Here is a 23321-nt window from a genome sequence, read left to right on the forward strand (position 1 = left end):
CGCCGGGGCGCGGTGCCGGGCCCAACTGCGGGAAGCCTTTTCAAAGGCGCCGGAGCAGGCGGGAGGCTTTCGTTCTGCGCACGGCTAACCCACGAAAAATAATGCTTGAAATACTCATCTCTTTGCCCGATACGGGCGGCCAAGACGCCAACGCACGCGCCTCTGTCGAAAGGGGTCACTCCCCTAAGGTTACGTAGCGACGGTAACGTCTCTGACTGAACTGAGCGGTCATATATGGCCGGGTCTTTTGGAGATGACCATGAACGTACACGTAGCCGGGCAAACCGCTCGCGATCCCGTATCTGTTTCCTGCCACCTGAAGTACATTGCGCAAGCCCGCTTCGACCGGCCGACTCTGGTCATCGACAGTCAGGCGGTGGCCCGCCAGTATCAGGCGCTGGACCGCGGCCTGGGCCGTGCCCGCATCCACTATGCCGTCAAGGCCAACCCGGCACCGGAAGTGCTGGAAACCCTGGTGCGCCTGGGCTCCAACTTCGACGCTGCCAGCCGCGCCGAGATCGAGATGTGCCTGGCGGCCGGCGCGCGTGCCGAACAGATCACCTTCGGCAACACCATCAAACGTCCCTCCGACATTGCCTTTGCCCACGGCATCGGCATCACCCATTTTGCCGCCGACGCCCAGGAAGAGCTGGAAAAGCTGGCGGAATTCGCACCGGGTGCGCATGTCTGCCTGCGGGTGATCGTCGAGGCGTCGGGCGCCGACTGGCCGCTCAGCCGCAAGTTCGGCTCGTCGGCTTCGATGGCGCTGGGCCTGATGGATGCTGCCGCCGGAATGGGCCTCACCGTGCATGGCCTGTCGTTCCACGTCGGCTCGCAAACCCGCGACCCGCTGATGTGGGCGCCGGTGCTGGACCAGGTGGCAGAGGTCTGGAGCGCAGGCCGCGCGGCTGGCCACGACCTGAAGCTGGTGAACATCGGCGGCGGTTTCCCGGCCTCCTACAAGACCGAGGTGATGGGCGCCGAGGACTATGCCCGCGCGGTCATGGAGCAGGTGAATGCGCGCTTCCCCGATGCCGCCGAAGTGATGGCAGAACCGGGCCGCGGCCTGGTTGCCGAAGCCGGCGCGATTGCGGCCGAGGTGCTGCTGGTCTCCCGCAAGCATGCGGATGACATGTTCCGCTGGGTGTACCTGGACATCGGCAAGTTCTCCGGCCTGGCCGAAACCATGGACGAGGCGATCCGCTACCGGATCACCACAAGCCGCGATCACGAGCCGACCGGCCCCTGCGTGCTGGCCGGCCCGTCCTGCGACAGCGCCGATGTGCTGTATGAAAAGCAGCTGGTGCAGCTGCCGCTGGGCCTGAAGGCGGGCGACCGCGTGGTGATCCACTCCTGCGGGGCATACACCTCGACCTATGCTTCGGTCGGCTTCAACGGCTTCCCGCCGCTGGACGTGGTGGTGATCTGACCTCCGCCGTCTGGCAGTTGTGATCCGAACCGGCCGCCGCAGGGCTTGAAACCCCGCGGCGTTGCCGTCTTGATGGGGCAAACGAACAGGAAGGTTTGCCCCATGACCATCACCCCCGAAGCTCCCGCCGACGCGGAGGCCCGCCGCGCCGTCAAGCCGGTGATCTGCTACCCCAATGAAACCCTGCCGGTCCCGGATCTGCCGCTGTACCACCAGGCGCGGCAGGGGGCCGTGAAAACCGGCGAAGTGCTGGCACAGCCCCGCGATGCCGCCTGTTTCGAGGTGCCCGCCGGGCATTTCTTCCGGATCACCTCTGTGGAGGGGCCGCAGGTGGGCGATTTGAACCTGTGGAACAGGAACGACCTCAGCGAGCGGTTCTATTCCGGCAAGACCCGCGCCCTGCACGGCACCCACATCACGGCGGGAGAGCGGATGTGGACCAGCTTTCCGCACATGCGCCCGATGGCAACCATCACCGAAGACACCCTGGGCTGGTACGGTATCGACGAATACGGCGGCTCGGTGCATGACGTGATCGGAACCCGCTGCGACCCCTACACCGGCAACCTGCTGGCGGGCAGCCAGTATCACCACTGCTGCCATTCCAACCTGACCCGGGCGCTGGCGGATCACCTGGGGGTGCCGCTGGCGGAGGCGGAGCCGCATGTGCATGATGTGCTCAATGTCTTCATGTGCACCGGTTTCACCCGCGATACCGGCCAGTATTTCATGAAGGCGAGCCCGGTGCGGCCTGGTGATTACCTGGAGTTCTTTGCCGAGATCGACCTGTTGGGCGCCCTCAGTGCCTGCCCCGGCGGGGATTGCTCGGCGGAGCATTCCAGCGATACGGCAGCCTGCTATCCGCTGCTGGTCGAGATATTTGCCCCGGCAAAAGGCGCGCTTGGCGATTGGCAAAGCCCGCCGCGCAATGGCTATGACCGCAGTCATGGCCGCGGCTGAACCAAGAAATCGCGCATCTGATTTCTTTCAAAGCGACAATTTTGGCGTCAAATCTTCAAAACGCAGCTGTGCGCCAATTTGCCTGGAAACTGAAAAAATGCCAATACTCACGGCACATCTCTGCTGATTGAAAACACTACCACCGCGGTAGTCGCGGCACGAATGCCGTTTCATCAAGGTGTGCAAGCCATGCAGGCAGCAAAAAAGGGCAGGGCGAAAGCCGCTGCCCTTACCAATTATGAAACCGGGTCGCGTCAGCTGAACGCGGCTTCCAGTGCAATTTCCACCATATCGCCAAAACTGCGCTCGCGCTGACCGGAGGGCAGCGCCTCACCGGTGCCCAGATGATCGGACACGGTCAGCACTGCCAGCGCCCGGCAATTGTGGCGGGCCGCCAGCGTGTACAGCTCTGCCGCTTCCATCTCCACGCCGAGAATGCCGTGGCGCACCATCTGCTCGTTCAGGTCGGGGCGTTCGTCATAGAACACATCCGAGGAGTAGATGCCGCCGATATGGGTGTCTGCGCCGCGTTTTGCCGCCGCCTGGGCCGCCGCCTGCAACAGGCCCCAATCGGCGCAGGGGGCAAAGTTCAGCTCCCGGAAAATACCGCTGGACGGGCTGTTGAGGGTGGTGGCGGTCATTGCCAGGATCACGTCCCTGACCTTGACCTTGTCCTGCATGCCGCCGCAAGAGCCGATGCGGATCAGCGTTTTGGCGCCAAAGTCCCGGATCAGCTCGTTGGCATAGATCGACAGCGAGGGCATTCCCATGCCGCTGCCCTGGATGCTCACCCGGTGCCCGTTCCACGTGCCGGTGTAGCCCAGCATGCCGCGCACCTCATTGACCAGCTTCGCGTCTTCCAGAAAGGTTTCAGCCGCCCATTTCGCCCGGTAGGGGTCGCCGGGCATCAGAACGGTTTCTGCAATGTCACCTTTTGCGGCGCCAATATGAATGGTCATCGCTCAGCTCCAGCCAGATCAGATTTCCAGATCGGAAATATCCTTGCCGGCGGTCAGCGCGGCATGCACCCAATGCGGTTTGCGGCCGCGCCCGGTCCAGGTTTCTTCGGGATTTTCCGGGTTGCGGTATTTCGGAGCGGCCTTGGTTTTTTTCGTACCCTGGCGCGATGCACTGGCAATCTCATCCAGCGAGAATCCATATTTCGCGGCTGCCTCCTCGGCGGCTTTCAGGGCTTCCTGGCGTTCGCGCAGTTCTGCTTCCTGCAGTGCTTTTTCAACATCGCTTTGAAGCTGCAGAAGCTCTTTTCTGCTCATTGCCGAAAGGTCGAAGGTCATTCTGAACTCCATATATAAAATGACATACCGGAAAACCGGTACGTCATTCCTTATGGACCAAATACCAGACGCGTTTCAGCATCTTTTTTAACGGTTTGCAGAAAACCGCCGGGAAAAAGTCAATTCACTGCAAGTTCAGGTGGTTTCGCCAGGTCGACAATGTCGCTCATAATTGAATTGAGTTCGAAATCCTTGGGCGTGTAAACGCGAGCGACCCCCATGGACTTCAGCTTTTGCGCGTCCTCGTCCGGAATGATGCCGCCGACAATTACCGGAACATGGCCAAGCCCGGCGTCGCGCATGCGGGTCATCATTTCCTCGACCAGCGGCAGGTGGCTGCCCGAGAGGATCGACAGGCCAACCACATGGGCGTCATCCTTCTGCGCCGCTTCCACCAGTTCAGCCGGGGTCATGCGGATGCCGTCATAGGTGATGTCCATGCCGCAGTCGCGGGCGCGGAAGGCGATCTGTTCGGCGCCGTTGGAATGGCCGTCCAGACCCGGCTTGCCGACCACGAACTTGATCCGGCGGCCCAGCACGTCGCTGACCGCGTTGACCGCATCGCGCAGGTCGTCCAGCCCTTCGGTCTTGTTGGAGACAGAGGCCGACACGCCGGTCGGGCCGCGGTAGGTGCCGTGGACCTTACGCATTTCCTCGGCCCATTCGCCGGTGGTGACGCCCGCCTTGGCGGCGGCAATCGAGGGCTCCATGATATTGACGCCGCTTTGTGCGGCTGCCCGCAGGGAAGCGAGCGCCGATTGCACTGCGTCATTGTCACGCTCGCCGCGCCAGGCGTTCAGGCGGCTGATCTGTTCCTGTTCCACCGCCGGGTCGACCACCATGATGCCGCCATCCTCGGTCTGCAGCGGCGAGGGCTCGCCCTCGGTCCACTTGTTGACGCCGACCACCACGGTCTCGTTCTTCTCGATCCGGTTCAGGCGTTCGGCGTTGGAGTCCACCAGGCGGCCCTTCATGTACTCGATCGAGGCCACCGCGCCGCCCATCGATTCCAGGTTCGCCAGCTCGGCACGGGCGCCTTCCTTCAGCTCCTCGACCTTGGCATCGACCGCCGGGTTGCCGTCGAACAGGTCGCCGTATTCCAGCAGGTCGGTCTCATAGGCCAGGATCTGCTGCATCCGCATCGACCATTGCTGGTCCCAGGGGCGGGGCAGGCCAAGCGCCTCGTTCCAGGCGGGCAGCTGCACGGCGCGGGCGCGGGCCTTCTTCGACAGGGTCACCGCCAGCATCTCGATCAGGATGCGGTAGACGTTGTTTTCCGGCTGCTGTTCGGTCAGCCCCAGCGAGTTCACCTGCACGCCGTAGCGGAAGCGGCGGAATTTCGGGTCCTCGACGCCATAGCGGTCGCGGCAGATTTCGTCCCACAGATCGACAAAGGCGCGCATCTTGCACATCTCGGTGACAAAGCGGATGCCCGCGTTCACGAAGAAGGAAATGCGGCCGACCATCGCCGGGAAGTCCTCCGGCGCGATGCGCGGCTTCAGCTCATCCAGCACCGCCTGCGCAGTCGCCAGCGCAAAGGCCAGCTCCTGCTCCGGCGTCGCGCCGGCCTCCTGCAGGTGGTAGGAGCAGACGTTCATCGGGTTCCACTTGGGCACGTTGGTGTAGCAGTACTCCGCCACATCCGCGATCATCTTGAGGCTGGGCTTGGGCGGGCAGACATAGGTGCCGCGGCTCAGATACTCCTTGATCAGGTCGTTTTGCACCGTGCCCTGCAGCTTGGAGACATCCGCGCCCTGTTCCTCGGCCACCGCGATATAAAGCGCCAGCAGCCAAGGTGCCGTGGCATTGATGGTCATCGAGGTGTTCATCTGCTCCAGCGGGATCTGATCGAACAGCGCCCGCATGTCGCCCAGATGGCAGACGGGCACGCCGACCTTGCCCACTTCGCCGCGGGCCAGCACATGGTCGCTGTCATAGCCGGTCTGGGTCGGCAGGTCGAAGGCGACCGAGAGGCCGGTCTGCCCCTTGGCCAGGTTGGCGCGGTAAAGCGCGTTGGATGCCGATGCCGTGGAATGGCCGGCATAGGTGCGGATCAGCCAGGGGCGGTCTTTTTGCATCTGCGGCATGTCGGGCCTCGCGAGTCAGTGTGTCGGTAATTTTATTTCGTCACGCTGATGTAAACTGCAATTTTCAACCCGTGTCAATTCGCTGCGTCGCGGCAATTCCGCTGCCGGGGCGGGAAACCCGGATGGCTTGGCGCTTGTCAAGGCGGAGGCCATGCGCAACTGTTCAACTATGACGCAAACCGTGGAACTGCCGCTGTGGCTATTCGTGTTGATCGTGGGCTTCGCCGCGGTGACCTTTGCCTCGCATTTCCTGTTCCCCTCGGTGCGCTGGTTTTTCCGGCGGCGGCTGGAACGCGCGGTGGCGCGGCTGAACCAGCGGCTGGAGCGCCCGATCGAGCCGTTCAAGCTGACCCGGCGCTATGACATGATTCAGCGGCTGATCCACGATCCGCAGGTGACCCAGGCGGCAGCGGACCACGCGGCGGCGGAAGGCATCCCGGAAAACGTGGCGTTTGAGCAGGTGCGCCGCTACGCGCGGGAGATCGTGCCGGGCTTCTCGGCTTTTGCCTATTTCAGCTTTGCCATCCGGGCGGCGCGGTTCCTGTCCAACGCGGTTTACCGGGTGCGGCTGGGCCACCAGGACGAGGAGGCGCTGCGGGCCATCGACCCCAAGTCCACTGTCGTTTTCGTGATGAATCACCGCTCCAACATGGACTACGTGCTGGTGACCTATCTGGCGGCGGAACGCTCGGCGCTGTCTTATGCAGTGGGGGAGTGGGCGCGGGTCTGGCCGCTCAGCCGTCTGATCCGGGCGATGGGCGCCTATTTCATCCGGCGCCGCTCGCGCAATGATCTCTACCGCAAGGTTCTGGCCGCCTATGTGCGGCTGGCCACCCGCGGCGGCTCCACCCAGGCGATGTTTCCCGAAGGCGGCCTCAGCCTGGACGGAGCCCTTGCGGCGCCCAAGCTGGGGCTCTTGAAATACATCGTCGAGGGCCACGACCCGGACGGGCGCGATGTGGTCTTTGTGCCGGTGGCGCTGAACTATGACCGGGTGCTGGAGGACCGGATCCTGACCTCTGCTGCCAAGGCGGGCGAGCGCCGGTTCCGCGCCCGCATCGGGCTGGTGGCGCTGCGGCTGTTGCGGCAGCTGTGGCTGTGGATGACCGGCCGCCACCGCCGGGCCGGCTATGCAGCGGTGAATTTCGGCCGCCCCCTCAGCCTGGCCGGGTTCGGGGCAGGACGCGAGGGCGATATCACCAAACCGCTGGCGCGGGAGCTGATGCATCGGATCAGCGCCATTGTTCCGGTGCTGCCGGTGCCGCTGATCGCCGCCATCCTGCAGCGGCACGGTCCGCTCAGCCGCGCTGCCATCGAACATCGGCTGGAAGATCTGGTGGCGGCAATGCCGTTGGCCCATGTCCATATCCCGCGGGACGACCTGACTTATGCTGCTCAGGCAGGCTTGGGCCGGCTGCTGCGGCGCGGGCTGGTCTCAGAAGCAGATGGGCGGATCGCGCCGGTCGAGCACTGCCAGGATTTGCTGGCGTTTTATGCCAATTCAATCCGGCACCTGATGCCGGAGGGCAACGAGTTGCCCGGCGGAAGCAGTGGTTTTTCTGCACCTGCTAAGGGTAATGCTGCATCCGCTGGGTCATAAAATTACCCAAATGCCGCAAAAGAGGTTGCAATATTACTCTTCCAATCCTATCCCTCAGGTAATCGCCGCGATTCTGCACCGCGGCAAAGGACAGGATACACAAGGAGGCCATCATGGCATTGGATACCCAGACTGACGTCATGTCGTACGAGGCGCCCGAGAAAGATCTCTATGAAATGGGCGAAATGCCCCCGATGGGCTATGTGCCCAAGAAGATGTACGCATGGGCGATCCGCAAGGAGCGCCACGGCAACCCCGACACCGCGATGGTGCAGGAGGTTGTCGACGTGCCGCAGCTGGACAGCCACGAGGTGCTGGTTCTGGTGATGGCGGCCGGCGTCAACTACAACGGCGTCTGGGCCTCCCTGGGCAAGCCGATCTCACCGTTTGACGGCCACAAGGCACCGTATCACATTGCCGGCTCCGATGCGTCCGGCATCGTCTGGGCGGTTGGTTCCAAGGTGACCCGCTGGAAGGTCGGCGACGAGGTTGTCATCCACTGCAACCAGGACGACGGCGACGACGAGGAATGCAACGGCGGCGACCCGATGTACTCCCCCAGCCAGCGGATCTGGGGCTACGAGACGCCGGACGGATCGTTCGCCCAGTTCACCAACGTGCAGGCCCAGCAGCTGATGCCGCGGCCCAAGCACCTGACCTGGGAAGAAAGCGCCTGCTACACGCTGACGCTGGCGACCGCTTACCGGATGCTGTTCGGCCATGAGCCGCATGACCTGAAACCGGGCCAGAACGTGCTGGTCTGGGGCGCCTCCGGCGGCCTCGGCTCCTACGCGATCCAGCTGATCAACACCGCCGGCGCCAACGCCATCGGCGTGATCTCGGACGAGAGCAAGCGCGACTTCGTCATGGGCCTGGGCGCCAAGGGCGTTCTCAACCGCAAGGACTTCAACTGCTGGGGCCAGCTGCCCACGGTCAACACCCCGGAATATGCCGAGTGGTTCAAGGAAGCCCGCAAGTTCGGCAAGGCGATCTGGGACATCACCGGCAAGGGCGTGAACGTCGACATGGTCTTCGAACACCCGGGCGAGGCGACTTTCCCTGTCTCCACCTTCGTGGTCAAGAAGGGCGGCATGGTCGTTATCTGCGCCGGCACCACCGGCTATAACCTGACCTTCGACGTGCGCTACATGTGGATGCACCAGAAACGCCTGCAGGGCTCGCACTTTGCCCACCTGAAGCAGGCCGCGGCCGCCAACAAGCTGATGGTGGAGCGCCGCCTGGACCCCTGCATGTCCGAGGTCTTCACCTGGAACGACCTGCCGGAAGCGCACATGAAGATGCTGCGCAACGAGCACCTGCCCGGCAACATGTCGGTGCTGGTGCAGGCGCCGAAAACCGGCCTGCGCACCCTGCAGGACGTGCTGGAGGCCTGATCCTTACCCGGCGGCAGCACCGCTGGGCCAGTTCCGCAACACCCGCGAATCACGTCAGTGGTTCGCGGGTTTTTCTGGTCAAAGGGTCTTTTGCCAAAGAAACTCAGCCTGTTGCCGGTCAGGGCCTCGCAATTTTGGGGAGGGTGCTGCCGCTTGCCGGGAAAGATGATTCTCCACTGTACGGTTTTTGCGGAACTTTTCCGCGGCAAGCCGGATCTGTTCACTCAAAACAAACGAATGCGGCACCTTCGCATTGACCTTCGGGAGGTCCCCGCTGCAAAAGAGCAGGAACCACCGGCCCGCCCGCAGCAGGACAACTTGCCGCGCGTATCGATCAGAACTGGGGCCGGACGTACGAGGCAGCAGCACACAATTTCATGGCATACAAAGCAGAACTCGACCGCATTCTGGAGGCGCTTGACGCCACCGAAACCCTGGAAGGCCTGCAGCTGATCGTCGAGCAGGTCTGCGAGGTGTTTGCTGTCGACCATGCGATGTATCTCTGGGTGGAAACCGCCGGGAACCACTATTACTTCGGCACCTATTCCAAGGATTGGACGGATCGTTACCTGGACAAGGCCTATTCGCGGGTCGATCCGGTGGTGGTGGGCTGCTACCAGCGCTTTCATCCGGTCGATTGGAAACGGCTGGACTGGACCCCGAAACCGGCCCGCGATTTTCTGAAAGACGCGCTGGAGCATGGTGTGGGCAACCAGGGCTATGCCATTCCCATCAGGGGGCCGAACGGCCAGTTCGCGCTCTTCACCCTCAGCCACAATTGCGACGATGCGGCGTGGGAAAGAATTATCGCGAAATACAGCCGCGATTTCATACTGATGGCGCACTACTTTAACCGCAAGGTACTGGAGCTTGAGCCGTCCAGAACGGTAGAGCACACCCAGCCGTTGTCACCGCGGGAAGTCGATGCCTTGACGCTGCTGGCGATCGGGTACAGCCGCGCACAGGTGGCGCAGACCCTGTCGATCTCGGAGCATACCCTGCGCGTCTATATCGAAAGCGCCCGGTTCAAGCTGGGTGCAATCAATACCACGCATGCGATTGCCCGTGCCTTGAGTCTTGGTTTGATTGTAGTTTAACGCTGGAACTACCTCTTTAGGTGTAAATCTTCTCGGGCGTTAACCTTAATGGGCGTACTATTTCCCCACTTTTCTACCAAAAGGGGAATACACCATGCTGCGCTATGTTTACGGCCATGACCTTCACAACCATGCTGACCTGGCCCGGTCGATGTTCCGGGACCGTGCCGACCAATTCAAGACGCGGCTCGGCTGGGATGTGCAGGTGGACGGCAACGGCGAAGAGAAGGACCAGTACGACGAACTGGACCCGCTCTACATGATCTGGGAAATGCCGGATGGCAGCCATGGCGGGTCAATGCGGTTTCTGCCCACAACCGGACGGGTGATGGTGAACGAGGTCTTCCTGGATCTTTGCGGCGGCGTCCCCATCTGCAGCCCGCTGATCTGGGAATGCACCCGGTTCTGCCTGTCCCGCAATGTGCAAGGCAGGATCGGGGCCGGGCTGATGCTTGGCAGCCTGGAGATCATGCGGAATTTCGATATCCCCCACTACACGGCGGTGTTCTACCGCCGCACGGCCCGCGCCTTCCGCAATCTGGGCTTTGCACCTGAAATCGTCAGCACCCAAGGTGAAGGGCGTAACCCTATCTGCATGGGGTATTGGGAATATGCCGAGGAAACCTACCTCAGCGTGTCGCGCAAGGCGGGCATTCCGCCGGAGCTGTCGCAGCTGTGGTTCGACCGCTCCTTCGGCGGTGCCGGCGCTTCCGGCCCGATGGCGCTCAGCGCCTGAACAATGCGCCAACCGGGGCCGGATCCTCTGGCGGACCCGGCCCCGCGGCTGTAGGGTCGCGCCATGACAGCTCTGCCCGTACAGTTTTCCGATGACCAGGCCACTGCTTATGACAGCGTGACCGAACTCCTGCGCAACGCGGGGGTGGACCTTGATGACGGGCTGTTGCAGCCGCCCCGCGGCGATGCCGGGGTGATGGCGGTGATCGGCAAGGCGGGGTCGGGCAAGACGCTGCTGCTGGCCGAGCTTTACAAGGCGCTTGAGCAGTCAGGTGTCGAGGTCGTCTCTGGCGATTATGAAAGCCGCAAGAAGAGCGATGACCGCCGGACCCTGGCAATCCTGGCGCCCACCAACAAGGCCGCCAGCGTGCTGCGCCTGCGCGGGGTGCCTGCCACAACCATTCACCGCATCCTCTATACCCCGGTCTATGACCCTGAGTTCGAGAAGATCGCCGAATGGCTGGCGGGGCAGGGCGACCAGCCCGAAATCGAAGGCCTGACCGAGGAGGCGCTGGCCCGCGCTGCGGCCTTTTACGAGAAGAACAAGTCGATTCCCGGCGCATTGGCGGCGGCAGGCCTGCGCGGCTCCGACTTCATCACCGGCTGGAAACGGCGCGAGGAGCCGCTGGACATCGGTTTTGTCGATGAGGCCTCGATGCTGGACGACCGCCAGTTCGAGGATCTGAAGGAGATCTTCCCGAACCTGATTCTGTTCGGCGACCCGGCGCAGCTGGCGCCGGTGAACCAGTCCGGTTCAATGGTGTTCGACGCGCTGCCGGAACCGCGCCGCCTGATCCTGAACCGCATCCACCGGCAGGAGGCCGGGAACCCCATTTTGGACCTGGCCCATGCGCTGGCCGATCCGCAGCTGGGGTTCGAGGATTTCGAGCGCATGGTGGAGGACACTGCCCGCCGCGACGACCGTGTGGTCTGGGGTCAGCGGGTGGAGGTCGACCTGATGGCGCGCTCACCGGTGCTTGTCTGGCGCAACAACACCCGGATCCGCCTGATCAACGCGTTCCGCGCCGTGCATGGCGCGCCGGAGGATGAGCTGATCGCCGGCGAGCCGCTGATTTGCGACGGTATCGAACTGCCGCTGAAGCATCGCAAGAAACGCCTGGACCTGGAGGCCCGCGGGCTGATCAAGGGCGCCCAGGTGATCTTTCTCGGCCCGGGCCGCAAACCTGGCTTTTCCCGCCTGCATGTGATGGGGGCGGAGGACCCGCAGGTCTCAGCCGCCTCGATCGTGAAGATCGAAAAGCCGGACGAGGAAGAGCCCTTCATCCCCTATGCCGCCCGCATGGGGGCAACCTTTCTGCATGGCGCGGCGGTGACCATCCACAAGGCGCAAGGCTCGCAATGGGATACCGCGCAGGTCTTCGCCCCCGACATCTATGCCGCCGCCCGCATGGGCCGGGTGGAGGCGGGCCAGCCCTTGTGGAAGCGGCTGGCCTATGTCGCCATAACCCGGGCGCAGGAGCGGCTGATCTGGGTGGTCCGGAACCGGCTGGCCAAACCCACCGGACCGCTGCCGGTGGATGATCTGAAGGCCATCCCTGCCGCCGCGCTCACCCTCGAAGCACAGGAGGATACCCCCGCATGAGCAAATCGATCCTGATCACCGGCGCCAGTTCCGGCATCGGCCGCGCCGTGGCGGAGCTGTTCCTGGCCGAAGGCTGGCAGGTGGGCCTGGTGGCCCGCCGGGCGGAGAAGCTGCAGGAGGTGGCGCAGGGCTTTGCAAACGCCCAGGTGCTGCCTGCGGATGTCACTGACCCGGCAGCGGTGGACCATGCGGTGAACAGCTTTGCCATGGCGGCGGGGCGGCTCGATGTGCTGTTCAACAATGCAGGCATCTTCACCCCGCCGGGGCTGATCGACGAGATCCCGCTGGAAGACTGGTTCGCCTCTGTCAACGTGAACCTCACCGGCATGTATCTGGCAGCCCGCGCCGCCTTCCGCCAGATGCGGCAGCAATCCCCGCAAGGCGGGCGCATCATCAACAACGGCTCCATCGCCGCTTACGTTCCGCGGCCGCAGTCGGCGCCTTATGCGGCCACCAAGGCGGCGATCACCGGCCTCACCAAAAGCCTGTCGCTGGACGGCCGCCCCTTTGATATCGCATGCGGCCAGATCGACATCGGCAACACCCGCACGCCGATGGTCGAGGACCTCAGCCAGCGCCACGCGGAGGCCAACCCGGACGGGGAGCCGATGCACACATTCGCGGTGGAGGATGCGGCAAAGTCGGTGCTGCACATGGCCAATCTGCCGCTGGAGGCCAATGTCCAGTTCATGACGGTGATGGCCACCAAGATGCCCTATATCGGCCGCGGCTAAGCGCTCCCGCCCGCCGCAGGCGCATCACAGATGCGCCGCTCCCGTTGGGCCTGGCGCTGCGCTGGCGCGCAGCGTGCCCCCGGCGGGCGTAGAAAAACGAGAAGCAGGGCCCTTCATCTTCCCCGAAATACTCCGGGGTGAATTGGCCGCGAGGCCAAGAGGGGCAGAGCCCCTCTTCATTTCCGCCTGAGGGGCTGGCCCCTCCTTACCGGTTCCGGAGCAGGCTGAACGCGGCGGAGGCGCCCCAGCCGGCCGCAATGGCAATCGCCAGCGACATCAGGCCATAGAGAAACGGCTGCTCGCGCGAGAGCGAGTAGAGGAACCGTTCCAGCCCCACCTTGCGCACGTCGATGGTGGTCTCATAGCTCGACACCACCTCGCCGCCGCGGGTCAGGAAGATCCGGGTCAGATAGTCGCCCTCGGTCAGATCGGCGGGCATCGTGATGGCGGTGCGGAACAGCGTCTGCTCATCCACCGCCACGGTGTTCTCGCGCAGGGAATAGAGCCCGTTCTTCTCGCGGATCCGCACCACCGCATCGGCAAAGGCCTGGGCGCCGCGGATATGCATGGCGGCGCCGACAGAGCGGATCGCGCGCTTGATCGAAATCCGGTAGCGCAGGTCCTCGGTGTCGGTCAGCACCTCTTTGAACGGGGCGCTGGTGGCCACGGCGTAGAACGCCGGCGCCGAATCGACCAGCACGCTGTCGACGTTGACCCAGATTCCCAGCTTCTTTTCCTTGCGCCGCACCATGACGGAGGGGGCCGGGCCGGAAACGGCGACCACCACCTCCAGCGGTTCGTCCTGCGGGATCGGGGTTTCGCGCTTGACCGCGCCGAAGACCAGGATCTCGGAGCCGTCGAAGGTGGCGGTGATGGCCACCCGGTCCTGGCTGAGGCCGAGCACAACCTCTTCCTTGCCGGCCTGAGCGGCGGAGTGCGGCAGCAGGGCCAGGGCGGCGGCCGTCAGGGCGGACAGGAGCAGCTTGCGCATGATCAGTGCCCCCCGGGCTCGCCCAGCGAGAAGATCTCGGAGGGCTGCAGCAGCAGGTCGAGGCCCAGCTTGACGCAGACCGCGATGACCATCAGCGCCAGCAGGATGCGGAGCTGTTCGGCCTTGAGGTAGACGCCGATGCGAGTGCCGATCTGGGCGCCGACCACGCCGCCGATCAGCAACAGAACCGCCAGCACGATATCCACGGTGTAGTTGGTGGTGGCGTGCAGCATGGTGGTGAAGCCGGTGACCAGGATGATCTGGAACAGCGAGGTGCCGACAACCACCTTGGTCGGCATGCCGAGGATGTAGATCATCGCGGGCACCATGATGAAGCCGCCGCCGACACCCATGATCGCCGCGAGAATACCAACGCAGACGCCGACCAGGACCGGCGGGATCACCGAGATGTAGAGGCCCGAGGTGCGGAACCGCATCTTGAAGGGCAGCGCATGCACCCAGCCGCGCTGGCGCCGGGCCGCAGGAGCGCTGCCGCCAGCCTTCTTGGCCTTGCGGATGGCGTTCAGGCTTTCGATGAACATCAGCCCGCCGACCACGCCCAGGAACACGACGTAGCAGAGCTTGACCAGCAGATCGACCTGGCCAAGCGCCTTGAGGTAGTTGAACACCACCACCCCGAGCGCGGCCCCTATCAGGCCGCCGGCCTGCAGCACCAGCCCCATCTTGATATCGACCGTGCGCCTTCGGAAATGCGCCAGCACGCCGGAGAAGGAGGAGGCGACAATCTGGTTGGCTTCGGTGGCCACCGCCACCGCGGGCGGGATGCCGATGAAGAACAGCAGCGGCGTCATCAGAAAGCCGCCGCCGACTCCGAACATGCCCGAGAGAATACCCACCATTCCTCCGAGGCCCAGAAGAAGGAAGGCATTCACCGAGACCTCAGCTATGGGAAGGTATATCTGCATGTTCTTTGTTAGACCGCAGACCGTTCAAAAATCAATAATCTATGCCGCTTTGCAGCGTGCAGGACTGATTTGACGCGGCAAACTGGACTCACCTGTGGCCGCCCTGCACTGATGGGGCAGGGGCTCCCGCGCCCGCAGGCGGCTGGCGGCGCCAGCCGCCTTGGCGGGTTTGGGCCGGGCGCCGCACTGCGTGCGGCGCAAAGCGTTTTCTGCTGAGAAGCCCCTGAGGGGCAGGGCTGCCCCTCAGGGGCTTGTTCGAATGTAATTGCGCCTTTGCCGCGTCAAGGGTGAACGGCGCCTGCGCGCCGCCGCTGCCGCGGCCCTTGACCCGGACAAGAAGCAGGCAGGGTACAGGCCTTGAAAAGAACCGCCCGGCACGGGGCCGGGCGGTTCTGGGGTCCTGATGCGGGGCTCAGCGCTCCTTGACGTAGGGCTGGCCGCCGGCGCGGGGCGGGATCGCCTTGCCGACAAAGCCGGCCAGGATCACCACCGTCAGCACGTAAGGCAGGGCGTCCATCGCCTGCACCGGGATGACAATGCCGCCAAGCTCGATGTTCTGGAAGCGCAGGGCAATCGCCTGCAGCAGCCCGAACAGCAGGCAGGCGCCCATCGCGTGCCATGGCCGCCACTTGGCAAAGATCAGCGCTGCCAGGGCGATGAAGCCGCGGCCTGCGGTCATGTCCTTGACGAAGCCCGCCTGCAGCGCGGTGGCCAGGTAGGCGCCGGCAATGCCGCACAGCAAACCGCAGATCATCACCGCACCGTAGCGCAGGCCGACAACCGAGACGCCTGCGGTATCCACCGCCGCCGGGTTCTCGCCCACTGCCCGCAGGCGCAGGCCGAAACGGGTGCGGAACAGGATCCACCAGGTGGCCGGAACCGCCAGGAAGGCGATGTAGACCAGCACCGAATGGCCCGACAGCAGCTCGGAATAGACCGGGCCCAGCACCGGCACGCCGGAGAGGCTGTCGGCAAAGGGCAGGGTGATCGGCCCGAACCGGCCGCCGCTGAACAGCGACGGCGTGCGGCCGCCCTGCTGGAACCAGTCCTGGGCAATCAGCACCGTCATGCCCGCAGCCAGGAAGTTAATCGCCACGCCGGAAATCAGCTGATTGCCGCGGAAGGTGATCGAGGCCACCCCGTGCAGAAGCGCCAGCAGCAGCGAGGAGCCGATGCCTGCCAGCAGCCCCAGCCAGACGTTGCCGGTGACGGCGGCGACGGCGGCGGAGAAGAAGGCGGCCATCAGCATCTTGCCTTCCAGGCCGATGTCGAAGATGCCCGCGCGTTCGGAGTAGAGACCGGCGAGGCAGGCCAGCAGCAGCGGCGTGGCCAGGCGGACGGTGGAGTCCAGAATCTGGATGATCGTCAGGAAATCCATCAGTTCTGCCCCTTCCGCACCGCCAGGAAGATCTTCTCAAGCGGCATCCGCACCATGTTGTCGAGCGCGCCGGTGAACAGGATCACCAGGGCCTGGATCACCACGATCAGCTCGCGCGGGATCGAGGTCCAGAGCGCGAGTTCTGCGCCGCCCTGGTAGAGGAAGCCGAAGAGGATGGCCGCCAGGAACACGCCAAACGGATGGTTGCGCCCCATCAGCGCCACCGCGATGCCAATGAAACCGGCGCCTTCGGTGGCGTTCAGCACCAGCCGCTCGGCCTCGCCCATCACGTTGTTGATGGCCATCATCCCGGCCAGCGCGCCGGAGATCAGCATCGCGATCATGATGGTGCGGACCGAGGAGATGCCGGCATAGCGGGCGCCGGGCTCCGATTTGCCCAGAGAGCGGATTTCATACCCCAGCGGTGTGCGCCAGATCAGCAGCCAGACGAACAGGCAGGCTGCAACGGCAACCAGCAGGCTGACGTTGGCCGGGGCCGATTTGGAGAAATTGATGCCGATCGGGGCCAGCAGCTCATGCAGGGAGGGCAGGTGCACCGCCTCGGGGAAGCGTTCGGTGGCCGGGTCCATCGAGCCTTCGGGGCGCAGCACGTTGACCAGCACATAGTTCAGCACCGCCGCGGCGATGAAGTTGAACATGATGGTGGTGATCACGATATGGCTGCCGCGCTTGGCCTGAAAGTAAGCGGGGATTGCGGCCCAGGCTGCACCGAAAATACCCGCACCCAGGGCGGCAAAGACCAGCGCCAGTGTCCAATGCGGCCAGGGGATCAGCAGGCAGACCAGCGCCACGCCCAAACCGCCCAGCATCGCCTGGCCTTCGCCGCCGATGTTGAAGAGGCCCGCGTGGGCAGCAACCGCCACCGCGAGGCCGGTGAACATGAAATTGGTGGCATAGTAAAGCGTGTAGCCCCAGCCATAGGTGGAGCCCAGGGCGCCGTCGACCATCAGCTTGACCGCGGCCACAGGGTCTTCGCCGATCCCGAGGATCACCAGGGCCGACAGCAGTGCGGCCAGGATCAGGCTGATCAGCGGGATCAGGACCACATCGGCCCATTTCGGCATCTTGTCCATTTACGCGGCCTCCCCCGCGACACCGGCCATCAGCAGGCCGAGTTCTTTCTCATCAGTCTGATCCGCCGGGCGTTCGCCCATGATCATCCCGTCAAACATCACCGCGACGCGGTCGGAGAGCGACAGGATCTCCTCCAGCTCGACGGAGACCAAGAGGATCGCCTTGCCCTGATCGCGCAGCGCGACGATCTGCTTGTGAATGAATTCGATGGCGCCGATGTCGACGCCGCGGGTCGGCTGGCCGACCAGCAGCAGGTCCGGGTTGCGCTCGATCTCGCGCGCCACCACGATCTTCTGCTGGTTGCCGCCAGAGAAGTTCTTGGCCGCCAGCCAGGGGTCCGGCGGGCGCACGTCGAATTTCTCCATCTTGGCCTCGGTATCGGCCCGCAGGGCGGCGTTGTTCATCAGCACGCCATTCTGATAGGCAGGATCGCGGTGATAGCCGAAGGCCACGTTTTCCCAGGCGTGGAAGTCCATGATCAGGCCCTCGCGCTGGCGGTCCTCCGGCACATGGCCGATGTGGGCGTCCCGGCGTGCCTTGGCATCCGAGCCCGGCCCGCGCAGGGGCAGGGGGGAGCCATGCAGCTTGATGCTGCCGGTGCCCGGACGCATGCCTCCCAGCACCTCCAGCAGTTCCGACTGGCCGTTGCCGGCCACCCCGGCAATGCCGACGATCTCGCCCGCGCGCACGGTCAGGTCGATGCCCTTGACGCGCTCGACGCCGGCCTCGTCCACCACCCGCAGGTTCTCGATCTCCAGGATCGGGGCGCCGGGCTGGGCGGGCACCTTGTCCACGCGCAGGAGCACCTTGCGGCCCACCATCAGCTCGGCCAGATGCTCGGGGCTGGTCTCAGACGTTTTGACTGTCGCGGTCATCTGGCCGCGCCGCATTACCGAAACAGTGTCGGTGTACTCCATCACCTCCCGCAGCTTGTGGGTGATCAGGATGATGGTCTTCCCCTCGGCGCGCAGCCGGTCGAGGATGCGGAACAGCTGGTCGGCTTCCGACGGCGTCAGCACGCCCGTCGGCTCGTCGAGGATCAGGATCTCCGCCTTGCGGTAGAGCGCCTTGAGGATTTCAACCCGCTGCTGCGCGCCGACGCCGATTTCGTCGATGCGGGCGTCGGGATCGACGAACAGCTCGTATTCCTCCTCCAGCGCCTTCAGCTCCTTGCGGGCGCGGCGCAGCGAGGGCATCAGCATGCCGCTGTCCTCGGCGCCCAGCACGATGTTTTCCAGCACGGTGAAGTTTTCCACCAGTTTGAAATGCTGGAACACCATGCCGATGCCCGCGGCAATCGCCGCCTGGCTGTCCGGGATCTCGGTTTTCTTGCCGTTGATGAACACTTCCCCTTTGTCGGCCTTGTAAAAGCCGTAGAGGATCGACATCAGCGTCGATTTGCCCGCACCGTTTTCACCGATGATGCCGTGAATGGTGCCGGGGGCGACGCGGATGGAAATGTCCTTGTTAGCCTGGACCGGGCCAAAGGCCTTGGAAATGCCTTTGAGTTCGATGGCGGGGGCAGTCAAGCGGGCTCTCCCATGCCTGGAAATCCGATCAGCCGCACCACCTTGCCGTCTTTCAGATCGGCAAAATACTGGCCGCGCACCATGCGGTTGCCGTCCTTCAGAAAATCCACCGTGGCACGCGCGTGGCCGTGGTGTTCCGAGACGGCCACCACCTTGGCCTCGGCGCCCGGCATGTTCGCGCTGAACTGCGCGATGTAGTCCAGATAGGCGCCGCGGCCCTCGATGGGGGCGGGGGTGTTGGGATCGGAATAATAGAATTCGGGCCCGATTGCCGCATCGGTTTTAGCAGCACGGCCTTCGGGGGTTGGGTCGCCCCAGGCCGCAAACAGAATATGAACAGAATCCGTCATGGCCTGGGGCTTTCTCTTTAGAAGCTCAGCGCCGGGCAGCTGTCGTCGGACATGTAGTCATGCACCTTGATCTCGCCCGAGGCGATCTTGGCAGCAGCGTCGTCCACGGCGGCCTGCATCTCTGCGGACACCAGCGAGGCGTTGTGCTCATCCATGGCATAGCCGACGCCGCCATTGGCCAGGCCCATGACAGAGAAGCCGGTCTCCATATCCGCGCCGTCCGAGAACGCCTCGAACACGGCGTTGCCGACGTTCTTGGTCATCGAGGTCAGCACCTTGCCCGGGTGCAGGTGGTTCTGGTTGCTGTCCACGCCGATCGACAGGATGCCTTCGTCTGCAGCGGTTTGCAGCACGCCCACACCGGTGCCGCCGGCCGCGGCATAGACCACGTCAGCGCCCTGGCTGATCTGCGCCTTGGTCAGCTCCGAGCCCTTCACCGGGTCGTTCCAGGCTGCCGGGGTGGTGCCGGTCATGTTGGAGATCACCTTGGCGTCCGGATTGGCCGCCTTGACGCCCTCGGCATAGCCGCAGGCGAACTTGCGGATCAGCGGAATGTCCATGCCGCCGATAAAGCCGACGGTGTTCGATTTGGACGCCATCGCGGCCATCATGCCGACCAGGTAGGAGCCTTCATGTTCGTTGAAGACAACCGAACGCACGTTATCGCCCTCGACCACCATGTCGATGATGGTGAATTTGGTGTCCGGATAATCGGAAGCCACCTGGCCCAGGGCGTCGGCAAAGGCAAAGCCGACCATGACGATCGGGTTGGCGCCGGCCTCGGCAAAGCGGCGCAGCGCCTGCTCGCGCTGGGCTTCGGACTGCAGCTCGATCTCGCGGTAGCTCTCGCCGGTTTCTTCGGCCCAGCGCTGGGCGCCGTTGTGCGCGGCCTCGTTGAAGCTCTTGTCGAACTTGCCGCCCAGATCGAAGATCAGCGCCGGCTCGGCCAGCGCGGCACCTGCGGTCAGGGCCAGCGACGCGGCTGCGCCCATCAGCGGTTTCATCAGCGTCATCAGGTTAACTCCCACTGTCATTTTTGTTGGATGCAGCGGGGGTTTTCCGCTGCCCGGCCCCGTTCAGGCCATAGAGGGTGCGGCAATTTAGCCTGCAGGGCAGGGAGAGGGTCAACCGCTTTTTGACCATTTGGTGCGAAATCCGCGCAACTGGCCTAGCGTAAAGCTTTTCTCATCAGGATCGCATCCGCCGGTTTTGCTCCTTCGCGGCGGTAATATCCGGCCCGGCGCCCGCATTCCGCGAATCCGCAAGCATGGTACAGCGCCTGCGCGGGGGCGTTGTCGGCAGCGACTTCCAGGAACACCTCAGCCGCGCCGCGCGCGCGCGCGGCTGATTCCCAGTCCGCCATGCAGGCGCGGGCCAGCCCCTGACGCTGATGGCCGGGATCGGTGGCGATGGTCAGCAGCTCTGCCTCATCCGCGATCACCCGCACCAGTGCAAAGCAGCGGATATCGCCCGCGGCAAAGACCAGCGGGCTGTCCAGCAGGGAGGCAAACTCCGCCGCCGACCAGGGGCGGGACTGGGTGAAGGCCGCGGCATGGGTGGCGGCCATGTGGTCCGGTGTCAGCAGGTCAGCCATCAATCAGTGCTGGCGGCACATCGCTGGACGGTGCGGCATCGGCGGAGCGCAGGTACAAGGGGGCGGGCGGCTCGCTCACGGTTTGGAACCGCGCGGCTGCGATCCGGGCGATGGCTTCGGCCATTCCAGCCGGGCTTGCTTCGGGCGCAAAGGCCAGCCCGGCGCCGCGGGCGGCATCCTCTGCCTCCTGGCGCGGCATCAGACGCGGCGCCTTGCCCGGCAAGGCGGCATAGACCTGATCACGCGGAGCCGGAACAGCGGGCAGGGCGCCGTCAGCCGCGCGCGCCTCAAACCCGTCCACCCCCACGGCTGGCACCTCCAGCCCCAGCGCCAGCCCGCGTGCGGCGGACACTGCGATGCGGATGCCGGTGAAATTGCCGGGGCCGACTCCGACGCCAATGGCATCGAGGTCGGTCCACGCGGCGCCGCCCTCTGCCAGCACCTCTTCCAGCAGCGGCATCAGCCGCTCGGCCTGGCCGCGGGTCATTTCTTCCAGCCGGGATGCCAGCAACTGATCCCCGCGCAGCAAAGCGGCCGCGCAATGCGCGGCCGATGTGTCAAAACCCAGAACCAGCGGTTCGGATGTCATGAAATGTCCTTTCGCAGCCGGTCAGACGGCAACCGGGCGCACCTCGGTGACTTCCGGGATATAGTGGCGCAGCAGGTTCTCGATGCCCATCTTCAGGGTCAGGGTCGAGGACGGGCAGCCCGCGCAGGCACCCTGCATGTGCAGGTAGACGACGCCGCGGTCAAAGCCGTGGAAGGTGATGTCGCCGCCGTCCTGGGCCACCGCCGGGCGCACGCGGCTGTCCAGCAGTTCCTTGATCTGGTTGACGATTTCGGCGTCCTCGCCGGAATGCTCGGCATGGCCCGACGCCGGATCGGCAGAGCCGTCCGCCATCACCGGCTGGCCGGACTGGTAATGTTCCATCACCGCACCCAGGATGGCGGGCTTGATGTGGTCCCAGTCGATCCCGTCGGCCTTGGTGACGGTCACGAAATCATTGCCGAAGAACACGCCGGTCACGCCCTCGACCGCAAAGATGCGGGAGGCCAGCGGCGATTTGCCGGCAGCGTCTGCGCTGGGGAAGTCGGCGGTGCCCACCTCCAAAACGGTCTGGCCCGGCAGGAATTTCAGCGTCGCCGGGTTGGGCGTGGATTCGGTCTGAATGAACATGTCGGGTCTCCGTTAAGCGTGCCCCCGATATGCGCCTTGCGGCCCGCCAAGTCAAGATTTGGAACTATTCTAAATTCCACTGCCCGCGGCGTGCTCCAAGGCCTGCTCCAGACGGTCGTCGCCCCAGAACAGTTCCGGACCGCTGGTAAAGCTGGGCGCGCCGAAAATGCCGGCCGCAATTGCCTCTTCGGTCTGCGCCCGCAGCGCCGATTTGATATCGGGGGACTGCGCGCGTGAAATCATACCTGCATCAAGGCCGGATTTGCGCAGGCAGTCCTGAAGGACAGCGTCGCTGGATATATCCGCGCCGTCTCCGAACTGCGCCTGAAACACAGCTCTTGAGAAGGCTTCAATCCCATCCTGCTCCGCGGCGGCAAAGGCCAGCCGCGCGGCCTTTAGCCCGTTTTGCGGGAAATTCTCCGGGCGGCGGAAGGCCAGCCCGCGGGCGGCGCAGATCCGCTCCATGTCGCGCCACATGTAGCGGCCTTTGGCCGGGTAGATATTGAACGGGGAGGTGGCCCAGCCCTGAGCGGCAAACACCGGCCCCAGCAGAAACGGTTTCCAGGTAACGGGAACGCCGCGCGCGGCGGCCAGTTCGCCGATCCTCATCACGCTGAGATAGGAATAGGTGGAGGCGAACTCGAACCAGAATGTGATCCTGCCACTCATCGCCTATGACTTGCCGCCCGTCAGGTGATCGCTTCCAGCTTTTCTTTGCTGAGGTCGCCGGGCACGATGGTGATCGGCACCGGCAGGGTGCCGGAGTTCTTGGTCATCTGGGTGACCAGCGGACCTGGCCCCTTGCGCCCGGTGCCTGCGCCCAGCACCAGCACGCCGATTTCCGGGTCGCCCTCGATGAAGTCGAGGATCTCCGGCACCGCCTCTCCCTCGCGGATCACCAGCTCCGGGTCGACGTTCTGGCGGTCGCGCATCCATTTGGCAAAGACCTCGAAATGCGCATGGATCCGCTCGCGGGCTTCTTCCCGCATCACTTCGCCGACGCCGATCCAGTGGTTGAACTCGTCCGGCGGGATCACCGACAGGATGGTGACGCCGGCGCCGGTATGCGCCGCGCGCATCGCGGCAAACCGCATGGCGTTCAGGCATTCGCGGCTGTCGTCCAGTACCACAAGGAATTTGCGCATCTTCGCTCTCTCGTTGTTCCACCGCGGATCATGGCGCAAGCGGGCGCATCAGGCAATAGAGCCAAAGCCTTTGAGCTGTTTCAAGAAACTGGCTCTAGGCCAGCGGAAGGGGGGGCTCCCGCGCCCGCAGGCCCTTCCGGCTGCGCCGGAACCGCCTTGGCGGCCTTGGGTCCGGCGCCGCGCTGTGGCGCGGCGCGGCAAC

General features: G+C 64.4%; 23 protein-coding genes. 8 read left to right on the forward strand and 15 right to left on the reverse strand.

Annotated elements, in window-relative coordinates; genetic code table 11:
* The first annotated feature begins 259 nt into the window (after window positions 1-259).
* Together ACFMBG_RS03635 and ACFMBG_RS03640 are read left to right on the forward strand one after the other, a co-directional pair.
* Window positions 260-1429, forward strand: a complete 1170-nt coding sequence (locus ACFMBG_RS03635) for a type III PLP-dependent enzyme (protein ID WP_421053369.1) — start codon at window positions 260-262, stop codon at window positions 1427-1429.
* Between the two features lie 102 nt (window positions 1430-1531).
* Window positions 1532-2389, forward strand: coding sequence for an urea carboxylase-associated family protein (locus ACFMBG_RS03640; RefSeq protein WP_421053370.1), 858 nt, complete (start codon window positions 1532-1534; stop codon window positions 2387-2389).
* Window positions 2390-2643: 254 nt separating this feature from the next.
* Here the strand turns inward: ACFMBG_RS03640 and deoD are convergent, their stop codons facing one another.
* The 3 genes from deoD to ACFMBG_RS03655 form a co-directional block, all read right to left on the reverse strand.
* Complete coding sequence (deoD, locus tag ACFMBG_RS03645) at window positions 2644-3348, reverse strand: purine-nucleoside phosphorylase (protein ID WP_421053371.1); 705 nt, start codon at window positions 3346-3348, stop codon at window positions 2644-2646.
* 18 nt (window positions 3349-3366) lie between these two features.
* The gene (locus tag ACFMBG_RS03650) at window positions 3367-3684 is read right to left on the reverse strand and encodes an H-NS histone family protein (RefSeq protein WP_421053372.1); all 318 of its coding nucleotides are present in this window, start codon (window positions 3682-3684) and stop codon (window positions 3367-3369) included.
* 119 nt (window positions 3685-3803) lie between these two features.
* Window positions 3804-5771, reverse strand: coding sequence for a methylmalonyl-CoA mutase family protein (locus ACFMBG_RS03655; protein WP_421053373.1), 1968 nt, complete (start codon window positions 5769-5771; stop codon window positions 3804-3806).
* A 169-nt stretch (window positions 5772-5940) separates the two neighbouring features.
* Between ACFMBG_RS03655 and ACFMBG_RS03660 the strand changes: the two genes are divergently transcribed.
* From ACFMBG_RS03660 to ACFMBG_RS03685, 6 genes are all read left to right on the forward strand, one after another.
* Window positions 5941-7371 (forward strand): 1-acyl-sn-glycerol-3-phosphate acyltransferase, encoded by a 1431-nt coding sequence (locus tag ACFMBG_RS03660; RefSeq protein WP_421053374.1) that lies wholly within the window; start codon window positions 5941-5943, stop codon window positions 7369-7371.
* Window positions 7372-7484: 113 nt separating this feature from the next.
* Window positions 7485-8765: a crotonyl-CoA carboxylase/reductase gene (ccrA, locus tag ACFMBG_RS03665; protein ID WP_421053375.1), complete on the forward strand. Its 1281-nt coding sequence runs from the start codon at window positions 7485-7487 to the stop codon at window positions 8763-8765.
* 377 nt (window positions 8766-9142) lie between these two features.
* Window positions 9143-9862, forward strand: a complete 720-nt coding sequence (locus ACFMBG_RS03670; RefSeq protein ID WP_421053376.1) for a helix-turn-helix transcriptional regulator — start codon at window positions 9143-9145, stop codon at window positions 9860-9862.
* Between the two features lie 94 nt (window positions 9863-9956).
* Window positions 9957-10598, forward strand: a complete 642-nt coding sequence (locus ACFMBG_RS03675; RefSeq protein ID WP_421053377.1) for an acyl-homoserine-lactone synthase — start codon at window positions 9957-9959, stop codon at window positions 10596-10598.
* A gap of 63 nt (window positions 10599-10661) precedes the next feature.
* The gene (locus ACFMBG_RS03680) at window positions 10662-12200 is read left to right on the forward strand and encodes an ATP-dependent DNA helicase (protein WP_421053378.1); all 1539 of its coding nucleotides are present in this window, start codon (window positions 10662-10664) and stop codon (window positions 12198-12200) included.
* Window positions 12197-12934 carry an SDR family oxidoreductase gene (locus ACFMBG_RS03685; protein WP_421053379.1) on the forward strand — a complete coding sequence of 246 codons (738 nt, stop codon included), beginning with the start codon at window positions 12197-12199 and terminating at the stop codon, window positions 12932-12934. Before ACFMBG_RS03680 ends, ACFMBG_RS03685 begins: the two co-directional genes overlap by 4 nt.
* A 205-nt stretch (window positions 12935-13139) precedes the next feature.
* On the opposite strand, the gene ACFMBG_RS03690 is transcribed toward ACFMBG_RS03685, so the two are convergent.
* The 12 genes from ACFMBG_RS03690 to ACFMBG_RS03745 all read right to left on the reverse strand — a co-directional run bounded on the left by ACFMBG_RS03690 (window position 13140) and on the right by ACFMBG_RS03745 (window position 23119).
* Window positions 13140-13925 (reverse strand): TIGR02186 family protein, encoded by a 786-nt coding sequence (locus ACFMBG_RS03690; RefSeq protein WP_421053380.1) that lies wholly within the window; start codon window positions 13923-13925, stop codon window positions 13140-13142.
* A 2-nt stretch (window positions 13926-13927) separates the two neighbouring features.
* The gene (locus ACFMBG_RS03695) at window positions 13928-14851 is read right to left on the reverse strand and encodes a sulfite exporter TauE/SafE family protein (protein ID WP_421053381.1); all 924 of its coding nucleotides are present in this window, start codon (window positions 14849-14851) and stop codon (window positions 13928-13930) included.
* A 412-nt stretch (window positions 14852-15263) separates the two neighbouring features.
* Window positions 15264-16229: an ABC transporter permease gene (locus ACFMBG_RS03700; RefSeq protein WP_421053382.1), complete on the reverse strand. Its 966-nt coding sequence runs from the start codon at window positions 16227-16229 to the stop codon at window positions 15264-15266.
* Window positions 16229-17323, reverse strand: a complete 1095-nt coding sequence (locus ACFMBG_RS03705; protein WP_421053383.1) for an ABC transporter permease — start codon at window positions 17321-17323, stop codon at window positions 16229-16231. The genes ACFMBG_RS03700 and ACFMBG_RS03705 overlap by 1 nt, the downstream gene beginning before the upstream one ends.
* Window positions 17324-18853: an ABC transporter ATP-binding protein gene (locus ACFMBG_RS03710; RefSeq protein ID WP_421053384.1), complete on the reverse strand. Its 1530-nt coding sequence runs from the start codon at window positions 18851-18853 to the stop codon at window positions 17324-17326. It lies immediately after the preceding gene.
* Complete coding sequence (locus ACFMBG_RS03715) at window positions 18850-19203, reverse strand: nuclear transport factor 2 family protein (RefSeq protein ID WP_421053385.1); 354 nt, start codon at window positions 19201-19203, stop codon at window positions 18850-18852. Before ACFMBG_RS03715 ends, ACFMBG_RS03710 begins: the two co-directional genes overlap by 4 nt.
* Window positions 19204-19220: 17 nt before the next feature.
* The gene (locus ACFMBG_RS03720) at window positions 19221-20216 is read right to left on the reverse strand and encodes a BMP family lipoprotein (protein ID WP_421053386.1); all 996 of its coding nucleotides are present in this window, start codon (window positions 20214-20216) and stop codon (window positions 19221-19223) included.
* A gap of 155 nt (window positions 20217-20371) precedes the next feature.
* On the reverse strand, window positions 20372-20797 hold the full coding sequence (locus ACFMBG_RS03725; RefSeq protein WP_421053387.1) for a GNAT family N-acetyltransferase: 426 nt from the start codon (window positions 20795-20797) through the stop codon (window positions 20372-20374).
* Window positions 20790-21386, reverse strand: a complete 597-nt coding sequence (gene tsaB / locus ACFMBG_RS03730) for a tRNA (adenosine(37)-N6)-threonylcarbamoyltransferase complex dimerization subunit type 1 TsaB (RefSeq protein WP_421053388.1) — start codon at window positions 21384-21386, stop codon at window positions 20790-20792. The genes ACFMBG_RS03725 and tsaB overlap by 8 nt, the downstream gene beginning before the upstream one ends.
* A 21-nt stretch (window positions 21387-21407) precedes the next feature.
* Window positions 21408-21974, reverse strand: coding sequence for a NifU family protein (locus ACFMBG_RS03735; protein ID WP_421053389.1), 567 nt, complete (start codon window positions 21972-21974; stop codon window positions 21408-21410).
* 69 nt (window positions 21975-22043) lie between these two features.
* Complete coding sequence (locus ACFMBG_RS03740; RefSeq protein WP_421053390.1) at window positions 22044-22643, reverse strand: 2-hydroxychromene-2-carboxylate isomerase; 600 nt, start codon at window positions 22641-22643, stop codon at window positions 22044-22046.
* 20 nt (window positions 22644-22663) lie between these two features.
* Window positions 22664-23119 carry a universal stress protein gene (locus ACFMBG_RS03745; protein ID WP_421053391.1) on the reverse strand — a complete coding sequence of 152 codons (456 nt, stop codon included), beginning with the start codon at window positions 23117-23119 and terminating at the stop codon, window positions 22664-22666.
* Between the last annotated feature and the right edge of the window lie 202 nt (window positions 23120-23321).

The sequence above is a fragment of the Leisingera coralii genome, assembly GCF_049056525.1.
Classification (GTDB): Bacteria; Pseudomonadota; Alphaproteobacteria; order Rhodobacterales; family Rhodobacteraceae; genus Leisingera; species Leisingera coralii.

Coding starts and splice junctions, on each gene's coding strand:
- ACFMBG_RS03635 (WP_421053369.1), top strand. CDS start 260: ATGAACGTACACGTAGCCGGGCAAACCGCTCGCGATCCCGTATCTGTT.
- ACFMBG_RS03640 (WP_421053370.1), top strand. CDS start 1,532: ATGACCATCACCCCCGAAGCTCCCGCCGACGCGGAGGCCCGCCGCGCC.
- deoD (WP_421053371.1), bottom strand. CDS start 3,348: ATGACCATTCATATTGGCGCCGCAAAAGGTGACATTGCAGAAACCGTT.
- ACFMBG_RS03650 (WP_421053372.1), bottom strand. CDS start 3,684: ATGACCTTCGACCTTTCGGCAATGAGCAGAAAAGAGCTTCTGCAGCTT.
- ACFMBG_RS03655 (WP_421053373.1), bottom strand. CDS start 5,771: ATGCCGCAGATGCAAAAAGACCGCCCCTGGCTGATCCGCACCTATGCC.
- ACFMBG_RS03660 (WP_421053374.1), top strand. CDS start 5,941: ATGACGCAAACCGTGGAACTGCCGCTGTGGCTATTCGTGTTGATCGTG.
- ccrA (WP_421053375.1), top strand. CDS start 7,485: ATGGCATTGGATACCCAGACTGACGTCATGTCGTACGAGGCGCCCGAG.
- ACFMBG_RS03670 (WP_421053376.1), top strand. CDS start 9,143: ATGGCATACAAAGCAGAACTCGACCGCATTCTGGAGGCGCTTGACGCC.
- ACFMBG_RS03675 (WP_421053377.1), top strand. CDS start 9,957: ATGCTGCGCTATGTTTACGGCCATGACCTTCACAACCATGCTGACCTG.
- ACFMBG_RS03680 (WP_421053378.1), top strand. CDS start 10,662: ATGACAGCTCTGCCCGTACAGTTTTCCGATGACCAGGCCACTGCTTAT.
- ACFMBG_RS03685 (WP_421053379.1), top strand. CDS start 12,197: ATGAGCAAATCGATCCTGATCACCGGCGCCAGTTCCGGCATCGGCCGC.
- ACFMBG_RS03690 (WP_421053380.1), bottom strand. CDS start 13,925: ATGCGCAAGCTGCTCCTGTCCGCCCTGACGGCCGCCGCCCTGGCCCTG.
- ACFMBG_RS03695 (WP_421053381.1), bottom strand. CDS start 14,851: ATGCAGATATACCTTCCCATAGCTGAGGTCTCGGTGAATGCCTTCCTT.
- ACFMBG_RS03700 (WP_421053382.1), bottom strand. CDS start 16,229: ATGGATTTCCTGACGATCATCCAGATTCTGGACTCCACCGTCCGCCTG.
- ACFMBG_RS03705 (WP_421053383.1), bottom strand. CDS start 17,323: ATGGACAAGATGCCGAAATGGGCCGATGTGGTCCTGATCCCGCTGATC.
- ACFMBG_RS03715 (WP_421053385.1), bottom strand. CDS start 19,203: ATGACGGATTCTGTTCATATTCTGTTTGCGGCCTGGGGCGACCCAACC.
- ACFMBG_RS03720 (WP_421053386.1), bottom strand. CDS start 20,216: ATGACGCTGATGAAACCGCTGATGGGCGCAGCCGCGTCGCTGGCCCTG.
- ACFMBG_RS03725 (WP_421053387.1), bottom strand. CDS start 20,797: ATGGCTGACCTGCTGACACCGGACCACATGGCCGCCACCCATGCCGCG.
- tsaB (WP_421053388.1), bottom strand. CDS start 21,386: ATGACATCCGAACCGCTGGTTCTGGGTTTTGACACATCGGCCGCGCAT.
- ACFMBG_RS03735 (WP_421053389.1), bottom strand. CDS start 21,974: ATGTTCATTCAGACCGAATCCACGCCCAACCCGGCGACGCTGAAATTC.
- ACFMBG_RS03740 (WP_421053390.1), bottom strand. CDS start 22,643: ATGAGTGGCAGGATCACATTCTGGTTCGAGTTCGCCTCCACCTATTCC.
- ACFMBG_RS03745 (WP_421053391.1), bottom strand. CDS start 23,119: ATGCGCAAATTCCTTGTGGTACTGGACGACAGCCGCGAATGCCTGAAC.